7 protein-coding genes and 1 pseudogene are annotated in these 20,509 nt (G+C 46.5%); 1 reads left to right on the forward strand and 7 read right to left on the reverse strand.

Annotated features, from left to right (window positions below; translation table 11 throughout):
- Positions 1–3: 3 nt before the first annotated feature.
- Both V7Q33_RS10255 and V7Q33_RS10260 read right to left on the reverse strand, forming a co-directional pair.
- Positions 4–7,764, reverse strand: coding sequence for an Ig-like domain-containing protein (locus V7Q33_RS10255; protein ID WP_333819774.1), 7,761 nt, complete (start codon positions 7,762–7,764; stop codon positions 4–6).
- A gap of 783 nt (positions 7,765–8,547) precedes the next feature.
- Positions 8,548–8,754, reverse strand: a complete 207-nt coding sequence (locus V7Q33_RS10260; RefSeq protein ID WP_331979965.1) for a hypothetical protein — start codon at positions 8,752–8,754, stop codon at positions 8,548–8,550.
- Between the two features lie 105 nt (positions 8,755–8,859).
- On the opposite strand from V7Q33_RS10260, the gene V7Q33_RS10265 reads away from it, so the two are divergent.
- Positions 8,860–10,464 carry an arylsulfatase gene (locus V7Q33_RS10265; protein ID WP_333819775.1) on the forward strand — a complete coding sequence of 535 codons (1,605 nt, stop codon included), beginning with the start codon at positions 8,860–8,862 and terminating at the stop codon, positions 10,462–10,464.
- A gap of 223 nt (positions 10,465–10,687) precedes the next feature.
- Here V7Q33_RS10265 and V7Q33_RS10270 read toward each other — a convergent pair whose 3' ends face one another.
- From V7Q33_RS10270 to V7Q33_RS10290, 5 genes and pseudogenes are all read right to left on the reverse strand, one after another.
- A complete protein-coding gene (locus tag V7Q33_RS10270; RefSeq protein WP_333819776.1) occupies positions 10,688–13,114 on the reverse strand; it encodes a sugar-binding domain-containing protein in 2,427 nt (808 codons plus the stop codon).
- Between the two features lie 26 nt (positions 13,115–13,140).
- Positions 13,141–14,694: a glycoside hydrolase gene (locus V7Q33_RS10275; RefSeq protein WP_333819777.1), complete on the reverse strand. Its 1,554-nt coding sequence runs from the start codon at positions 14,692–14,694 to the stop codon at positions 13,141–13,143.
- Positions 14,695–14,723: 29 nt separating this feature from the next.
- Positions 14,724–18,071 carry a VCBS repeat-containing protein gene (locus V7Q33_RS10280; protein WP_333819778.1) on the reverse strand — a complete coding sequence of 1,116 codons (3,348 nt, stop codon included), beginning with the start codon at positions 18,069–18,071 and terminating at the stop codon, positions 14,724–14,726.
- A 72-nt stretch (positions 18,072–18,143) separates the two neighbouring features.
- Positions 18,144–19,826, reverse strand: coding sequence for a RagB/SusD family nutrient uptake outer membrane protein (locus V7Q33_RS10285; protein ID WP_333819779.1), 1,683 nt, complete (start codon positions 19,824–19,826; stop codon positions 18,144–18,146).
- A 12-nt stretch (positions 19,827–19,838) separates the two neighbouring features.
- Positions 19,839–20,509: pseudogene (locus tag V7Q33_RS10290) on the reverse strand (SusC/RagA family TonB-linked outer membrane protein); the annotation flags it as partial.

Here is a 20,509-nt window from a genome sequence, read left to right on the forward strand (position 1 = left end):
GTATTATCTTCTGAGTTCAACAAAGCCTGAGTATCGTTTTGACTGGTTCGCAAACTCGACTATATAGAAGTAAGTACCGTCTGGCAATTTTGAATCGTTGGCACCCAGCGAAATTTTTGTAGCATTGCCCGGGTCTTGCACATTGGATGTATTTCCTTCCCAGTTGTTCTTATAGTTGCTGCTGGAATACACTATATTCCCCCATCTGTTATACACATATAGTGCTACATCAAGATTCTCGGCTCCCTCTATTATAAACTGATCGTTTCGGCCATCGCCATTGGGAGAAAATGCATTCGGAACGACTACGCCTTCCGGCAGATTTGACTCTACCAATATGATTACTTTGGCAGTATTCGAGAGATTACCTTTAACGTCACTTATTGAATAATTAAACTCAATGGTTCCGGTAAAACCGGGTTCCGGTTCAAAGTGTAAAATTCCGGAAGCGTCAACACTCGCGGTTCCTTTACCCGGAATCGTTAATACACTTTGCACGCCAGGCACCGAAGGATCCAGATCTATAGAACCTGCATCGATATCTGCTGAACCTTTCAAGTCATTGTTCAAAATGCCCAGCACGATATTCTGCCCTTCCGAAACAGTAATGGAGTCATTTTCAGTTACCGGATTAACTACAGCAGACGGCTTTACCTCGATGGAAAGTTTTTCACTTGTGCACAACGATGGCGTGCCGTTATCACAAACCTGTATCTCGATTACATCAGTCCCTGCAAAACCATTCTCCGGTGTATAGGTATACTTACCATCGCTGGTTATTGTAATGGTTCCATGAGCAGGGCCGCTTATAGGAGTAACATTATACACCAGCGTTCCGTCCACATCAGAATCATTCAATGATACGGACCCTGAAACAGGTACTCCTTCCGTTGTAACATTGGAATCATCGGCTGCTACCGGAGCATCGTTTACAGGATTAACCGTAATGGTAAGTGTTCCTGTGTTTGAAGTGGCTCCGTTGTTGTCGTTTACAGTATAGTTCAACGTAGCCGAACCGGAAAAATTCGATGCCGGTGTAAATGTTACTGCTCCTGATGCATTAACACTCCAGCTGCCGGATGTATTTGTGAACGTATTCTGAATACCTGGCGTAGCCGGATCAAGGTCTACAGTGGATGCATCGATCGTTCCGTCTACATCCGTATCATTGCTCGTTACCGTAATGGTTACCGGTGTATCTTCGTCTGTAGAACCGGTATCATTGGTAGCAACTGGTGGATCGTTTACAGGATTAACGGTAACAGTAAGTGTTCCTGTGTTTGAAGTAGCTCCGTTGTTGTCGTTTACAGTATAATTCAATGTAGCTGAACCGGTAAAGTCTGATGCCGGTGTAAACGTTACTGCTCCTGATGCATTAACACTCCAGCTGCCGGATGTATTTGTGAACGTATTCTGAATACCTGGCGTAGCCGGATCAAGGTCTACAGTGGATGCATCGATCGTTCCGTCTACATCCGTATCATTGCTCGTTACCGTAATGGTTACCGGTGTATCTTCGTCTGTAGAACCGGTATCATTGGTAGCAACTGGTGGATCGTTTACAGGGTTAACGGTAATGGTAAGCGTCTTTGTAATACAAGCCGATGGTAATGGAGTGCCTGCATCACAAACCTGGAATGTTATAATTTCCGTACCGCTATAATTTGCATTAGGGGTATAGATATAGGTTCCGTCTGAATTTAATACAAGTACTCCGTGCGATGGACCAACAACAGGAGTTGTGTTTACAGTCAATGCTGTTCCATCAGGGTCACTATCTCCGCCTCCAATAACACTGGCAGATATAGGTGTATTTTCATTTGTACTAACTGTTTTATCGCTTACAACCGGTGGCGTATTGCATTGCACAACAACTCCGGACTGGCTGGCGGTGCACAAGGTTGTTTTCTCACGTGCAAATACAGTATAGGTTCCATTTGCAAGCCCGGTAAAATTTGCCGAATTCTGAAATGACGAGCCATCAATAGAGTACTCCAGTGTACCGGATGGAACCGATGCTGAAATAGCAATAGAACCATTGCCGGCTATACCGGAACAAGCTGATGATGCTGAAGATATAGCAGGCCTGTCGTATATAGTAGCTGTAACGGCAACTCTTGAGCTCGCACATGTTCCGTTGTAAAACTCGACATAATATGTTTGCGAGGCAGAAAGCGAAGGCGTTACAAAAGTTGACGTTGTTGTATTGGCATCGGTCTGAAGCAGTGATCCTCCGGACGAAGCAGAGTACCACCGGATTGTTCCTGAAACCGAAGAAGTAGCCTTGAGAGAAACCGTTCCCGCTCCACAACTACTTCCGGAAACAACAACTGGTGTTGCCGGGGCTGTTTGAACGGACGCTGTTACAGTAGTGCGCAAACTGGTACAAGTACCATTGTCGAATTCAACATAGTAATCGGTGTTTGATGAAATTACCGGAGTAATAAAGGATGAGGCGTTGGAATTGGAGTTCGTAAACATGAGATTACCTCCTGTTGATGCATCGTACCATCTGAACGTACCGGCATTTGTTGATGAAGCCTGAAGCAAGGCAGAACCCGATCCGCACACGGAGCCTCCTGTTCCTGCAGGTGCCGATGGAAGTACATTAACCGTTACCTCTACTGCTGTTCTCGGTGTACTGGAACAATTGCCATTGTCGAACTCTACATAATATATTTTTGAAGAAGTTACCACCGGCGAATACACAGAGGTTGATGACGAAGTTGTAGTGGATAGCAACGTGCCTCCTGTGGAAGCATCATACCACCTGAACGTACCCGATACAGGAGAAGTAGCTGTTAATGAAACAGGGCCGCTTCCGCACCGATACACAGCACTTGCAACCGGAGCTGCCGGTGACTGATTAATTGTAGCCGTTACGGCTGTTCTTCCACTGCTTAAACAAGTTCCGTCATCAAATTCCACATAATAGGTGGTGCTTGTTGCTATAGCGGGCGTAGTATAGCTGGACGTAGTTGAATTGAGCGATGTCTGCAACAACGTTCCTCCAGACGAAGCTGTGTACCATCTGAAAATACCAGCGGTGGAGCTGCTTGCATTCAAAGTAACAGTTCCTTCTCCACATCTTGAACTTCCGGTAGCCGTAGGAGGTGCAGGCGCTACACCTGCATTTACTTTGGCAAGCACAGGCGTTCTTGAACTTGTACAAGAGCCATTGCTGAATTCGGCATAGTAGGTTGTATTGGTCACAATGCTTGGCGTCTTATAGGTAGACAGCGTTGTGGTATAATCTGTTTGTAAAAGGTTTCCACCGGTTGCTGCATCGTACCATCTTATAGTACCGGTTACAGAACTGGAGGCTGCAATGGTTACAGATCCCGGTCCGCATCTTGACCCTGCTATAGCCGTTGGCGCGGCCGCTGCCGGAAGCACGGTTGCAACAACAGCCACGCGCTGACTTGTACAAGCGGGCGAAGCCGTAACCAGCTCGACATAGTATGTAGTCGTTGAGCTTATGGAAGGTGTTGTAAACGAATGGCTGTTCACTCCGGCTCCAGACGTTGAAATGGCAGAACCACCGGAAGACGCTGTATACCACTTGAATGTTCCTGCCAGGCTCGATGCTGCCAATAGTGTTCTCGTACCACTTCCGCAACCTGTGGCATCCGTAACGGCAATATCCGAAGTATTGACAATGGCTGCGCGTACAGGAGTTCTGGAAGTAACACATGTTCCCTGATCAAATTCAACGTAGTAATCCGTTGTCGCTGATAAATAGGGTGTAGTATAACTGGACGTTGTTGCTGATGAAGTTGTTTGAAGCAGTGTTCCTCCTGTCGAGGCTGTGTACCAACGGAATGTGCCACTGGTTGTGCTGGAAGCACTCAATGTAACTTTACCCGGTGAACATAGTGTACCATTTGTAACCGTTACTGTAGCCGCTGGCGCAATAGTGGCTTTAACAGCAACACGAGGAGCCGTACATGCCGGAGATGACGATGAGAATTCTACATAGTATGTTGTGGTTGTCGAGATGTTTGGAGTGGTATAGCTTGACTCTTTCACTCCGGAGCTACTGGTGGCTAATAAAGTTCCGCCCGATGCAGCCGTATACCATTTGAAGGTTCCGCTCACAGTAGATACGGCCCCCAGTGTTACCGCGCCCGGTCCGCAGTTACTGGACGATATACCGGTAACAGATGATGACAATACATTTGCGGTTACTTTTACACGGGCCGTTGTACATGTTCCATTCGAGTATTCTACATAGTAATCTGTACTCGAAGTAAGTGAAGGCGTGTTGAACGTAGAGGTAGTTACTGCGTTATCGGTTTGCAGGGGTGCCCCGCCGGATGCTACACTATACCATCTGAAAGTACCTGCTGAAGCATACGATGCTGTTAACGATGTACTTCCCGCAGCACAAATTGTATTTCCGGAAGCAGAAGGTGGTGCCAGCGCAGAAGTGAAATTTGCTGTGACGGCCGTCCTCGCGCTGGTACAGGTACCATCGGTAAATTCAACATAGTAAGTCTGGTTTGACGTTACGGTTGCAGGAGTATAGCTGCTTGAATTCGTTCCTGAGCTTGTACTTACCAGGGTTCCGCCGGTGCTTGCCGTATACCAGTTGAAAGTTCCCGCACTGGCAGCCGAGGCGCTTAGGGTAACCGTTGAATTTCCACAGGTACTACCTGAAGTTGTTGTTACAACCGGAGGCTGTGTAATTGTTGCTGTAACAGATGCTCTGCCGCTGGTACAGGAGCCATTGCCAAACTCTACATAATAGGTCTTACTCGCAGACAGAGACGGTGTAACAAATGTACTTGTGCCGGCATTTGCAGTGGTTTGAAGAAGACTGCCACCGGTGGCTGCATCGTACCATCGAAACGTTCCGGTTGAACCGGTTGAAGCGCTGAGCGAAACGGAGCCGGCCCCACACCTTGAAGCCGATACTATAGCAGGTGTGTTTGATGAATCTATTATGGTTGCTGTTACTGCCTTTCTCTTACTGGTACACGTGCCGTTGTCAAAATCAACATAGTATGTTGTTGAAGAGCTTAGTGAAGGCGTGGTAAAGTTATCGGAGGAAACTGTACCTGATGTTCTTAGTAAATTACCTCCGGCAGCGGCATCATACCATCTGAAGATGCCTGAACTGGTTGAAGATGCTGACAACGTTATAACGCCTGCACCACATCTGTTTGCACCCTGAACAGAAAGATTATTAGTAGGGAAAAGATAGTTGGGAGTTGGAGAACCACCTTGTGTAAAATCATCACCCCATACTGTATTACTATTCGTATTTTCTCCATTGGCTCCTGACGATGCGGTTAATATACAATCATTGTCATCATCGGTATCCCGCCAGTCTCTGATCAAATCGCCATCGGTATCTTGCAGGGGAGAATTCGATCCGCTGCCACCCATTCCTGCCACTGTGTTATCAAAACCAGCGATCAGATCATATCCGTCAAGCAGACCATCGCTGTCTGAATCGCCCACTACCGGAAGAATCGGAGAAGCACTACCATCTGAATTTGCATCGTTGCCTTCAATAGCATCTTCCACTCCGTCATTGTCGCTATCTTTATCAAGATAATCGGGCACATCTGCGCCATCCGTGTTTAATAATGCTATAGGTATACCGCCATTGGTCAAGTCATATACATTGGCAATTCCATCACCATCATTATCCAGCGCTACCGGCTTCCTATAGCCTGCTGTAGACTGCCCTTCCACATTATCTGAAATTCCATCGTTATCACTGTCGATATCTTCAAAGTTTCGGAAACCATCAAGATCGGTATCCGGAACTGGTAAAGGTATACTTCCCGAAGCATTGGATGCACCGAGCGTCAGGCGGTTGGTTGTAGGGTCAACAGTATTGCCATAGCCATCTTTATCGGTATCGGCAAAGGCATCCAGTATACCATCGGTATCAGCATCTATACCTCCTGCTTCTATAATATCATAAATTCCATCACCATCAGAATCCCGGTCACGAAAGGCAAACAGACCGTCACCATCTAAATCAACAAGTTGTAATCCTGCACCGAGTTGATCAGACAAACCATTCGCATCGGTATCTATAAAGTTGTCGATGATACCATCACCATTCGCATCGCTGCCACCAGCTTCCAGGCAATCCGTTATACCATCGTTATCTGAATCCAGATCGATAAAGTCGGGTTGACCATCCAGGTCAAAATCAAAATAGTCGTTAATCCCATCGCAATTCGAATCGAGGTATGGCACAAAACTGGGATCGGCGTAGTTGGGAGCGTAATCATTATCCTCATCGGCAGAGGGATCAACACCATTTATACCTTCTTTAATGTCTACAATACCATCATTATCATCATCAATATCTACGCCTGGATCATGAACATGATCAACATCTTCATCAATTATACAGGTAAGTGTATAGGGGATAAAGTATGGCGACACGGGAACATCGTTTTGACCGATAGCTCCCCAGGTGCCTCCGTTGGGAGGAAATTCAGTTACAGAACTTGAGGTACTTAAACCGTTCGTGCCATATATATAGGTATAAGAATTCGATATACCACAACTTCCGGTAGCAGGTGTAGGAATTGCAATGAAACCACCACCGCCTCCTCCTCCGCATCCTTCCGATTCTGCTGACGTAATTAATTGATTACCTCCAGAGCCACCGTTGGCATTGAGTGCCTGGCCCGTAAAAGCAAAGGATTTTATAATGATAGTACCTCCGCCTCCGCCACCACCCGGTGCATCATTATGCGCTGGAATGGTGTTAAGGCCATTCATTCCCTGGGCAGAGATGGTTCCGGTTCCATTCAACACCGGTGCGATGATGTAAACTATTCCGCCACCATCGCCTCCGCCATTAGAAGCATTATTGTTACCATCTCCGGCACCACCACCTCCGCCAAAAAATATTCTTGTCTCTACAATGGCATTTAGCGGCCTGCCTCCTCTTCCACCTACCGGATCGCGATAGTCGCCTCCCCACGCAACGCTGCTCAAAGGCGTTGAAAATGCATCTCCATTATTTGCGCCATAGGTATATCCTCCCCGGCCACCACCGGATGAATTCGTTAACTGGTTTCCATTCGAAATATAGTCCGGATCAAGAGCCCACGCTGCTGTATAAAGTGGATTAGGGTCCATAACACCGGCACCTGTCCATAGATTGCCGTTATTACCATTTGCGCCTCCTCCTCCTGCGGCATTGTGTGCGTTTCCACCGCCACCACCGTTGGCAGGAGCACCTCGCCCATACCTGCCGCCCATTCCGGCAGCATCATACTCACTCTGGTATCCGGCAATGCTCTCACCTTTTTCTCCACCATCGGCCATCAATGGCGAACGATACAGTGTAATGACACCAGGGCCTGGTGAAGTGGTGATGTTATCACGCTTGCCGCCTCTGAAACCAGAAAAGGAAGCGCTGATCTCTCCGTTGTTTTTTAATATAGTCTTTACATGAACAGCAGTGATTCCTCCTGTATTTCCATCCCACTTTTTGGCAACAATAGAAGCGCCACTGTTGATTGTAAGGTTATCATATTGGGGTACTTTTACAACCTGCGAATGCGCGCTTGCCGAATAAGATTGTTTTGTTTTACAGGCAAGGGAAATTGTGTTGGATGATACAGAAGCTACATAAGCATACTCGTATTGCCCCGCTCCTCTATAATTGGTTATGGTTCCATAATTATTATCATCGGTGGTTTGAATTTCTGCACCCTGAGCCTGGTATAGCATAATCAAATCACCAGCAGAAAGGCCTCCGAGGTCGGACGCAATACTATTCACTGTTATCGTGGAGGACCCTTGGGGTACATCTACCGTAATTTTACTGTATGTATTTACAACCGAACCTGCGGTTGAAATAGTAACGTTTCCGGATTTTCCTGGCTGGGAATAAGAAAACAACGATGCCATTACAAGAAGTAACAGCAATGAAGTGCGTATCATACTAGCTAAATTGGGGATAAAATCAAACGTATTTTTTTATATACTTAAAATTTAAGCCCGCAAGTATAGCAATACTACCTCACATGTAATGTTTCACTAAAAGTTAATTTTTTTATTTTCTTATAGAACACGTTTGTTCTGGGTAAAAACATACTCCTGAGACAAAGAATTTATTCACAGCATAGATATAACTCAAACAGTTAGCAGAACCGGACCGGAATTAGCATCACCATATATTGGTTACTTCAGCTTACTTACTCTGTAATATGTGCGTGTATGGCAAACGTTGCATTATACGGTATGAAAGTTTCGTGCATCAAAAATCAACGCCATAGCATAGATTAACATGCCACGTATTGGGGTATACATAAAAGGTCATCCGTAAAATTCGAATTCCACGCAATGCATCGTTCACTTGGGCAGAATCTATAAGTCGTTTGATTGAGGAGGCTATTACCTGAAGCGATGGGCCGATATCATTTGCGTTATCGAAGTGATACGATTGATCGATGGCGCTGTAGCCATGTAGTTTTGCGTTGCACTTAACTTCTTATGCGTTGTGCGAGCAGATGAGCACACGTTTTTCATCACCCGGCTCGTTGGCTATTTTCAACGGTATATTTATCCATAGTAGTCCACGATCTTCTGCTGAAGATAGATTACCTGTTGCTTCAACCGCGTGTTATGCCTGCGCGATGCATCGAGGCTTTTGCGTGTTCGCTCCAGGCAATTTTCTTTTCGCGTTAGCTGTAACTGAAGTCGCGTTACCTGCGCTGCCAGTTTCTCAATTTCCTTTTCCGTCATAAAACGATTAGCTATCGTTATCATTGTATATCTCCGTTCATCACATACGTCCGCACTCCGGAGAACAAAAATGCTAAATATTTTAAGTCTATAGAACTAATAGACTATTTTTGTTTTCAAAGCATCTTTATGAAACAACTACTTACCTGCCTTCTTCTGGGTATAAGCGGTATACCGGCGTTGTCACAAAAATCCGCCAGGCCTAATATCATTCTCATCATGGTGGATGATATGGGTTACTCTGATATAGGCGCCTATGGCTCTGAAATAAAAACACCCAACATCGACAAGCTTGCGAGTGAGGGTACACGCTTCCGCGAATTTTACAACAACTCGATTTGTGCTCCCACACGCGCATCGCTTATCACGGGTCAATACGCCCACCGGGCTGGTATGGGATACTTTGATGTAAACCTCGGCTTGCCTGCTTATCAAGGTTTTCTTAATAAAGAATCACTCACGCTTGCTGAAGTCTTAAAGCAAAACGGCTATAGCACGTTGATGGCGGGTAAATCTCACCTGGGCAAAGACAGTATATATTGGCCGAACCAACGAGGCTTCGAGCAGTTCTATGGATTTATACCGGGTGCAAGCAATTACTTCGACATTGGTGCGTATGGAAAGGCAGAGCCGGTGGTATTGATTAAGAATAACCAGCAGGAAAAACTCAAACCGGGCGAATACCTGACGGATAAAATTACTGACAACGCTCTGGAATTTTTACAGGCGCAGAATAAAACAGGTAAGCCCTTCTTCTTATACCTCGCATTCAATGCACCGCACTGGCCGCTACAGGCATTGCCGGAAGATATAGCGAAGTATAAAGGACGCTACGATATTGGCTGGGATTCTCTGCGACAGGAACGGATTGCCCGACAAAAAACATTGGGAATTTTACTTCCGGATGAGCGCATCGCCACACGCGATACCGAAGTACCCAAGTGGGATAATCTCACCTACGATCAAAAGCAATTGTGGAAAGCCAAGATGGAAGTATATGCTGCGATGCTCGATCGTGTGGATCAAAATATAGGACGATTGCTAACAACGCTGAAAGAACTGAAAAAAGATAACAACACGCTCATTGTATTTCTGTCTGACAATGGCGCACAGGGCGGTTATGCAAGCACAGCGCGCAAGCCGCAGCGCAACACCGGGCCGATCGGCACACCGGGATCATACGATTACCAGGAACAAAGCTGGGCGTACGTTTCCAACACTCCGCTTCGTCAATATAAAAACAACATGCATGAAGGTGGCATCTGCACGCCGTTCATTGCGTGGTTTCCAGGTTATGTAAAGCGTGGAGCGATTGTAAAAGGCACCGGCCACATTATAGATATAGCGCCTACATTTTATGCACTGGCCGGTGCGAAGTATCCTGAAAAATACAACGGGCACACAGCGCTGCCGTTGGCTGGCAAAAATCTTCTGCCGGTGCTGAGCGGGCAAGCTGCCGAAGTAGATCGCGGTGAAGCACTATGCTGGGAGCGAGCCGGCAATCGTGCCGTGCGCAAAGGAAAATGGAAGATTGTATCTACGTATCCTTTGTACACCTGGGAGTTGTATGATTTAAGTAAAGATCGGGGCGAGACGACCGATCTATCCGGAAAATTTCCTGACGTTGTGAATGAGCTCTCTGTTGAATACAGCCAGTGGGCTGCCAAAACGGGCGTGGCAGATTACGACAAGATTAAACCAGCACAACCCATGGCGATACCTGGGGCAAATTAATCTTCAGCATTATGAACAGAAGTATATAAATGATAAAAGCAGGCTTCATCCGTCTGATATAGCCTGCTTTCTTAACCTAACCTACCTGCGTCTTCAGGTAAGAAGCTGCAAATGTATAAAGTGATTCGGATTTTGTATCATTTAGTCGACCAATGGTTGCTGGAAATGTTGAAATTCAAATACGGCCTGTGATCGTTACTAACTGCATGATGAGCGGTATGGATCACCGTTGTTCCGTTGCATTTAACTCCAGTGTAGAAGATTTTAAACCTACCGCGTTTACAGTGACCTTAATACGTCCTGGTTTTACAGCTTGTATATATGCCAGTAATTTTCCCTGGTATAATTTCCGCTTTGAAGCTTTGTAATCTTCATGACTCGCAAGATCACCGCTTTCCAGGCCTATCAATTTACCAGGACCTTCTATACTAATTTCTACTTCCTGTGCTGCCTGATAATTAATGTTGCCACGCATATCTATAGCGGAGATGGAAACGTGCGCAACGTTGTCCCTATTGGCCGGAAGGTCTTTGCGGTCAGTATTCACCGCCAGCGAAGTGGCTTCGCCGCTGGTCACTAATGTATACTTACCTCCTGCTACACCATTGTTATAGGCTTGCACGGTTACCTCACCAGGTTCGTAGCGTACGCTCCAATGAATGATTTGCTGATCTTGCTGCGTACGTTTTCTTTTACCGAGCGACTTTCCATTCACAAACAATTCGGCTTCACCGGCATTGGTGAAGCAAAGCACTTGAAGGGAATCGGTGCCATTCCAATTCCAGTGTGATTGTATATCGCCGCCAACCATAGCACGCCTGCGCTCAGCCGGTAATTTTCGTGCTGCGAGGTATACCACAGGATCATTCGACCAAAGGCTTTTGCGATAATAATACTCGGGCTTTTCAAAACCCGCAAGATCCAGAAGGCCAACACCGCTGCTGCGCAACGGCCATACGTGTGCTTCGCCCATAAAATCTATACCCGTCCACAAGTACTGCGCGGAAATATACTCTGTACTATCAACAACAGCCCAGGCGTTGTATGAACGACTATTCTCGCTGCCGTAGATTATGCGATTGGGATATTGACGATGATCTTCGGCATAGCGATACTCCTGGTAATTATAGCCTACAATATCGAGTGCATCCGGAAACGATGTATAGTTGGACATCACCACACCGGCAAGCGCCGCTGTAACCGGTCGTGTAGTGTCCGTTTGTTTTACTACCTGCACAAGATGCCGGGCTATTTCGCCCAACCTGCTGGCCGGAGGATTACCCGCCTCGTAGCCTCTGCCATATATCTGTGGGTTTCTGCCTGTGTTCAACACTTCGTGTGAATAGGGATCGTTCGGGTAGTCGATCTCATTACCAATGCTCCACATCAGGACGCAGGCATGATTACGATCGCGCAAAATCATATCGCGCAGATCGCGGTCAGCCCATTCGGCAAAGTAAGTATGATAGCCATCTTTACCAGGTGTGCCTATATTCCATCCCTTGATCCATTTGTTTTTACCTATCTCCCACTCATCGAACGCTTCATCCTGAACAATGAATCCCAATTCATCGCACAGATCATATAGATAATCCTGGTGCGGGTTATGGCTCATGCGAATGGAATTGCAGCCTCCGGCCTTGAGCGCTCTCAGCCTGCGTGCCCATACATCTTTCGGCACCGCCGAACCAAGTGCTCCGGCATCATCGTGTATACATACTCCTTTCAGTTTGAGGTTAACATCATTCAGGAAGAAACCTTTGTTGGCATCAAAACGAAACGTGCGGAAGCCTACGCGTTCTGTCACATCATCTACCGCTTTACTTCCTGCATAGAGTGTTGTATGCAATGTATAAAGCGCAGGCTTTTCGGCAGACCACAGAGAAGGTTTATTTATCGCCATCGATACATGGAGGTCTGTTGTTTTTCCATGGGCCGCCGTTGCTTTGGCTTCGCTTGTGGCTACTATTTTACCGTTTCCATCCTGAAGCGTTACTACGATACGGGTATCTGATGATTGGAGTGTATTGTTCTTTACAGTTACCTGCACATCGGCTACAGCTTTCTCTGCAGAAACAGATGGCGTTGTAAACACCGTTCCCCACACTGCTATGTGTACCGGATCGGTCGCAATTAAATATACATTTCGATTTATACCGGAGCCGGTATACCAGCGTGAGTCAGCAAAATCGGTGTGATCTACTTTTACCGCTACCAGATTTTTACCTTTGGCTTTCAGGTAAGGAGTAACATCGTAATAGAAAGAAGCATAACCATTGGGTCGTTTGCCCAGGTAATGTTCATTGATCCATACTTCGCTGTTTTTATATACACCATCAAAATACAGATAAATGTTTTTGTTCTGTTGGCCAGGCAAAAGCCCGAACGATTTTCTATACCAGCCGATGCCGGCAGGAAGATAACCGGTGCCACTGGCCCAGGCATCGCTGAAAGGTCCTTCAATGCTCCAATCGTGCGGCAGGTCTACCGTGCGCCATGCCTGATCGGATGTTGCCAATTTCTCTCCGGATGTTACATCACCTTTGTAAAACTTCCAGTCGTCATTAAAAAGAGTAGTCTGCCGCTGCGCCAGCACATCGGCACCGGGCAACAGCATATATAGCAGCAGGATGTAAACTATATTTTTCACAGAATATCTGGGTTTGGGTATTCATATTATTCAACCATATCACTCACCAGCGTCACGACTGCGTTCCTGGGGATGGTTATTGATTGATCGGCCGCTACATCGGCAAGAGGCTTCAGGTCTTCGTCTGCCTGTGCAGAGGTGATGTAGGGTTTTATTGGTCCGGTTTTGGCTCCGTCAACCGCCAGCTGGATCACCGAATCGATGTTACTGTAGTTAACAATAATCGTAACCAGTTTTTTATCGGTTTCATGTATATAGGATGAAATCATCAAACCCTTGGTGTTGTTTATGTTTTTATCCGATGTTACACTAACCCGCACTGCGCCCGGGCGAATAAACCGGCTATAGTTACCCAGTGCCCACAGCAATTTGGTATCTTCTATATTTCCATTGGTTTTATTCTTATCAGCATAAATAAGTCCGTCTTTATAATCATATACCGATATAGCCGTCCACCACTGCCAGGCAGAAGCATTGGCTACCGTAAGGTCGTGATGAATAAGGCGTGCTACATAGAGTGCCGTAGTCATGCCTGTATCTTTACCACCGCCGGGAATTTCTTCCTGATCGCCCAGTATACAATATTCACTTTGCCAGAACTCTAATGGTATAGAGGCCTGCGATATAGCATTCGCTATATTTTTACGCACCTGGATCATTGTCTCCATGGGTGCTGACGTAAAGTAGCTGTGCGCGGATATCATCTTATCTACATGCGACAGATCGCCTATATAATGCGAAGATGTGTTGCCAAAAAAATCCTTGATCTGGTTGCCACGCGTTGGCTTATCGCTTTCTTCGTAGAGATAGTTCATCTTGGCAGCCTCTCCTATCTGAATGCGTGTAGACAGACTATAGGCCGTGAGCACTGAATCCAGCTTCTTCGTGATATCAACAATCTCCTGGTTGGTATAGGGAGTTCCTTCCTGTCCATTGCTAGTCCAGTCCCACTGCGGCTCGTTAAAGGGGCTCAGGTAATTGAGCGTAATGCCTTGCGACTGAAAATGCTTTACTATATCTGCAAGAAATACAGCAAATGCTTTATAGTTGGTGGCGCTGATATTAGCATGGCCGCCATCACTTGAAAATGCCTTTCCATTCCTTGTAAGCTGTACGGGAGGGCTATTGGTAAACGCGAGGAACTGCGATACCCCGCGCTGCTGCGCAGCCTGCATGAACCACTGCTGCCCCGCCTGCCTCGACCAGTCGTAAGTTTTATCATCTTTCATAAAACCTTCTGCTCTGCGCCACTCATCGGAGATATTATCTTGTGCAGCACTACCGGCTCCAATATTAAATCGCCAGAGCGAGAGCCCTATACCGGCAGGTTTACCGGCTGCATCGGTTTCCGTGCTGAACAACCAGTTGGCCACCTGATTTCGTTTTTCATCGGGCCACAAGCCTATATATTGGCAAGCCCACGCATCGGATGCACCGAAGTTGTGAATGGTTTGTTTTTTATCCTGAACGTGAATGGTGACCACCGTCTCATTGGAAGAAGATGCAGGGCCAGCGGAATCTGACTTCGAACAACCGCCAACTACTATTGCCAGCATCACCAATAAATAATTTCTACACATGAATAAATAGTCTGTATAAGTTTAACAAATTATGGAACGCATTTAAAAAGCAGCGGTGTATCATCGTTGCGGCCCAGGAGTACGAGGCGCTGGTTAGCACTTTTCAACAATGCCATGCTGCGTATGTCACCCACTGCATAAAAACCTGTTTGTCGGTATAACTGAGGTATATATTTGCCACTAACAGTGCCCTGCAGCACTAACCCGGAAGACGCATCGTTACGCCCCCACTGCACACGGTACGGATAAAAATTACCAGCAACCAGTATATCCTTTATACCATCGTGATTAAAATCTTCGAATGCTATAGCCGATATCATGCTAAACTGTGCTTCTACCGGCAATGCGGTGCAGGTAAATTTTCCGTGACCGTTGTTATTAAGTATGCAACTTGCCGTAGTATATACCGAAAGTACTTTGGCGCTTGCACGTTGCTCATCTGTGAGAATATCAACAAGCGTAGCCTTTGCGTACGACTCGTACGTTATAAACTTGCGTTTCAACGCGGGCAGTTGTTCCAGCATTTCATCGCGTGAGCTATAGGGATATTGTTTGCCCTGTATATAGTACGACATGATGGGATCGATACGGCCATCACCATTGAAATCTCCGGCATGTATGGTGAGCGGTTCTGTAACCGATGCCTTAAAAGGTAAATTCAATCCGGCATTGCCGGCAATCACATCCGGATCGCCATCGTTATCCATATCCGCTTCGTATAGTTTGCACCACAGGCCTTCAGTATGTTCAAGACCAGCTTCATGTGTTTTATCAACGAGCTTTCCCTGCTGATTCTCGAAGAGCATTACCGGCATAAACTCACCGGCAATCATCAGGTCGGGCCAGGTATCATGATTATAGTCTGTCCATAACGCGGATGTTACCATGCCCGGCTTTTGCAATGCTTCGGGTGTAACGCGTGTAAATTTTACAATACCGTTTTTGGTTTCGTTGCGCAGCAGGTAGCTCAGCGATGGCAGTGGATAATTACCGGGTACTGATCGTCCGCCCACGAACAAATCAAGGTCGCCATCTTTATCGAAATCACTCGCTGCTGCGCAGCTTCCATTCGCTATATCGGATGGAAGTATATTTTCTGCTTTGGTGAATTTGCCGGTACCATCATTCAGATAAAGTCTGTCTTGCAGCAACGGTGCCCAGGCTGGCGGAAATTCAACGCCTCCGCTTACCACATACAAATCAGCATCATTATCGCCATCGGCATCAAAGAATAATGACCCGGTGTCTTCCTGCAAGCTATCCGCTGCCCACGGTTGTGTTTTGTGTTCTGTAAAAGTGCCCTGCTTCGCTATATATAGCTTGCCTGACTGGCCGCTGGCACCACCGATATAAAAATCGTCTTCACCATCCTTATTTACATCCACCGATGCAATGCAGGGTCCATACTTTGAAAGCTGGTAGGGAACTATATATTGTATCTTGTAATCGATAAAATCATTTTCTTTGTGGCGATAGGCAATGCGCGATCGCGCTGCCACATCTTCAAACCATTTCTTTGCACCGGATATATAGCTTGTGCCCGTTGAAACATACGGCTTGTAGTGAATCGGCAACACCGTGTCAGATTTCACATCGGTTAGCAAAGTTGTTATACCATCGGGCCATGTTACCTGAATTTCGGCTATTGTTGTATCGGAGCCTGTGCCAAAAATTATTTCCGCGGGCACAGCCGACTGGAAGCCCCTTGTCATCACCAACTCCTGTACTTGTTCATGATCTTTGGTACTGATCTTCACTTTCGCACCGATGGCAAAAGTATTCTGCGCGCTGCCCTGCAATCGTATTTTTATATAATGATCATTTTTACCAGCTATATCATTGCGATATACAGAAGCCGGTTGGTTAATATTATTAGTCACAATGTCCAGATCACCATCGTTATCGAGGTCGGCATAGATGGCTCCATTGGCTACGGACTTCTCTGCCAGATTCCACGATTGTGTGGCGTTGGTAAAGGTGAGGTCGTGGTTATTGCGAAATATATAGTGCTGCAGTTTGGTAGAAGGAAGTTGCTTTACCAGCTCATACGGTTCCTGTGCGCCACCCTGTGCACGGTTCTTCTTTTGATTTGCTTCATAGCTATATTTTACAAAATCGAGATTGGTGAAGTCGCGCAGAAAGCCATTGGTAATGAGCAAGTCTTTCCAGCCATCATTATCAAAATCAGCAAACAATGGCGACCAGCTCCAATCGGTATTGGATACGCCTGCGAGTTGACCAATTTCACTGAAGACGGGTACGCTATCCGGCCCTATACCCAGGTTGAGCTGCAATACATTGCGCATATTCTGGTGATGATAGCCGCTATCGCGCAGTAAATTATAACGATCGTAATCGTCCGGGCCTTTCAATATTTTTTGACGGTAATTATCTTCCGGCAGCATATCTACTACCATCACATCGGGTAAACCATCGTTGTTATAGTCGGCTATATCGGTGCCCATGCCGTTGCGGGCTATATGACGGAATGATTTTCGAAGGGTTTCACGAAATGTACCATCGTGATTGTTGAGGTATAGAAAATCCTGCTCTTCATAGTCGTTGGAAACATAGAGATCGGGCCAGCCATCCAGGTCAATGTCGCTTACCGAAACACCGAGCCCAAAGTTTACACCACTGCCATGAATGCCGGCTACTACACTCACATCGGTATATTTGCCCTGATCGTTTCGATACAGGCGATTACCGTATTGCGGGTGGCGCATGGCACGCAGCTTTCGCGAATTAAAAAAGGGATTATAGGTAAGCCGCGCATGGTTGAGCAGAAACATATCGAGATCACCATCGCGGTCGTAATCAAAGAAAGAGGCTTGGGTAGAAAATGTACCGCATGCATCCAGGCCATACGCGGCTGCCTGTTCGGTAAATGTAGGCACCGCTTCACCATTGTTAATATATAGTTCGTTGCAGCGCTCCTGATCTGTGCCGGGGCCGGAATAACACAGGTATATATCCAGTTTGCCGTCTGCATTCACATCGGCCAGCGTTACACCGGTTTTCCAGTGCGGCCGTCCGGCAAGACCGGCTTTTTCTGTAATGTCTTCAAATCTCCATTGACCTTTGTTGAGGTATACTTTGTTGGAAACGGTGTTACCTGTAAAGATGAGATCGATGAGGCCATCGTTGTTGAGATCACCGGCTGCCACGCCACCGCCGTTGTACATATACTCATACGTCATGATGTTGCGTACTGGCGTTTCTTCCAGTGTGTTGGCAAAAGATATACCGGTTTCGGAAGGGTCGAGCTGCACAAAGCCGCCCGGAGTAGTAGGTGTGTTGCAGGCTGTGAGCAACCAGGCTATGCTGCTATAAATAGCTGTGGTTAGAATAAAATAGCGAAGTTGTGACCACTGCATAATATTTTGAAAAAAATGCAGCGGGGCACACGATGTTCTCGTGTGCCCGTTGCATGTTTACCTGTTTACGAATTAATAGTTCGGATTCTGCTCCAGCTTGTTTCCGGAGGCTTGTATCTCTGCGCGCGGAATCGGCAGCCAGTAATGTTTCTCTTCGAACTTGCGTCCATCGAGTGCAACTTTGCGTGCGTACGTTAATGTACTTCCGTTCTTAGTAATAGTAATACCATAGGCCGGTTCATTCTCGGTATCCATGGCGATCATCCAGCGGCGCACATCGTAGAAGCGGTGCTCTTCAAAGGCGAGCTCTACCTGCCGTTCCCTGCGAATAGCATCACGCATTTTATCCTGCGTAAGACCAGCAGGCAGCGCCGGCATGTTGGCACGTGCACGTATCAGATTGATTGCGTTATATACTGTACCATCCGGACCTACTGCTTCGTTCTGCGCTTCAGCATAGTTCAACAATACTTCGGCATAACGCATATAAATCCACGGTTGTGTACCGGCCACATCCCACGGGTTGTTGATCGGCAGATTGTCGTCCAGGAATTTGCGCAGGTAATAGCCGGTCTTGGAAGTGTTCCAGTTGTCTTTACCATCTTTGCTATCCTGGCCACCTGGTGTAAAGGTTTCAATAGCACGACCGCGATAGTCAGCACCGTTATACAGTATACTTGCATAAAAACGTGGGTCGCGATTGCTATATGGATCATTTGCATGCGTAGAATTATTCCAGTCGAATGGCACCGCGGTGTTAGCATCTACTTTTACTTCATAAGCATCCACTAAATTCTGGAGTGGTGTGTTACCGGCCCAGCCACCGTAACCATTCGGGCTGTTGGAGATTTCCAAACAAACGTGTCGTGCACCAATTGCATAGAGTCTTTCAAAAATGATCTCGCTGCTCGATGGTGTATGGAACAACTCCTGGTAATCGGAATGCAGTGAATATGCGCCTAATGAAATTACATCCTGTGCAGCAGCGGCAGCGGCTTGCCATGTGCCTGCGTTGTACAGCGGGCTTGCAGCATACAACAGAACACGTGCCTTCAATGCCAGGGCTGCACCTTTTGTTGCGCGACCCAGTTTCCATTTCGTATTATCGTTTGCCGCCGGCAAATTAGCAGCAGCAGCATCGAGCTCTTTTACTATATAATTGACACCGTCTGCAATAGAAGCACGCTGAAAGAGTGCATCATTTGTAAGCTTGTCATCGAGGTTATATACTGAATCGCCCATCAACACTACTTTACCATAGTTGCGCAGCAGATCGTGATAACGGTATGCACGAATAAATTTCACTTCAGCTGTTAACTGATCTTTGTGTGCCTGGCTCATCGTAATTTTGTTGAGCGTTTTCAAAGCGGTATTGCATTCACGAATGCTGCGATAGCTTCTTGACCAGAATGTTCCGGCTATACCTGTATTTTCAGGCGCCAGCAATCCACGTTGCATCAGCCACGTGTTATCATCACTGTTATACATGGCTTCATCGGTTACCGATGCCCACAATGCATATTCGAATCCGCGACCAAAACCGGGGGCAGTTCCTTCACCTTCTTTATCCTGCAAACGCACCCCCATATAGCGGTTAACGATAAAATCTTCAAGCAATGCCGAGTCTTGTGCAAGAACATCGTCTGTTACGATACTGGTTGGCTTTATATCAAGAAAATCTTCTTTACAGCCAACCATCGATGCTGCCAGTGCAACGGCACCTATCAGGAGTATATATCTAAATTTCATTCTCATAATTTTCATGTTTTAGAACTGAAGGTTTACACCCAGGTTAATGATACGCTGCTGCGGATAGAACTGTCCGCTCTCGCTGCTTCCTTCCGGATCATAGTTTTTAACCTTTGTTATTGTAAAGAGGTTAAAGGCATTAGCATATACGCGCAGGTTGGAGAGATGAAGCTTGGATGCGATGGCTGCAGGAATGTTATATCCAATCGCTATATTCTTCAAACGAAGGAATGATGCGTTATTTAACCAGAATGTGCTGCGATACAAACCACCGTTTATCGAAGACGATGCACGGGTATCTACGCGTGGGAAGCTGCCGTTTACATTGGAAGGACTCCAACGATTATCAGCCCAGTCGCTATAGAAGTTACCGATCGTTCCGGATTCAGGTAATACAAACTGGCTAACGCGTCCCTGACCAGAGAAGAGTATGGATACATCGAAACGCTTCCAGCCTGCATTCAGGTTTATACCGTATGTAATCTGCGGTATATTTCCATACTTGGTGCGCACCTGATCGTCTGCCGTAATCTTACCATCGCCATTGTAGTCTTCGTAGATCAGGTCACCGAGTTGTGCGTTGTCAAGGTGTGGATGGCTATCCAGATCGCTTTGCGTACGGAAGATACCGATCGCATTATACAGTAAATACGTATTCAGTGGACGGCCTGTCTGGCGCTGATAGCTCA

The sequence above is a fragment of the Ohtaekwangia sp. genome (assembly GCF_036786105.1).
In the GTDB taxonomy this organism is placed as follows: Bacteria; Bacteroidota; Bacteroidia; order Cytophagales; family Cyclobacteriaceae; genus Ohtaekwangia.

Coding starts and splice junctions, on each gene's coding strand:
- V7Q33_RS10275 (WP_333819777.1), bottom strand. CDS start 14,694: ATGTGTAGAAATTATTTATTGGTGATGCTGGCAATAGTAGTTGGCGGT.
- V7Q33_RS10265 (WP_333819775.1), top strand. CDS start 8,860: ATGAAACAACTACTTACCTGCCTTCTTCTGGGTATAAGCGGTATACCG.
- V7Q33_RS10285 (WP_333819779.1), bottom strand. CDS start 19,826: ATGAGAATGAAATTTAGATATATACTCCTGATAGGTGCCGTTGCACTG.
- V7Q33_RS10280 (WP_333819778.1), bottom strand. CDS start 18,071: ATGCAGTGGTCACAACTTCGCTATTTTATTCTAACCACAGCTATTTAT.
- V7Q33_RS10260 (WP_331979965.1), bottom strand. CDS start 8,754: ATGATAACGATAGCTAATCGTTTTATGACGGAAAAGGAAATTGAGAAA.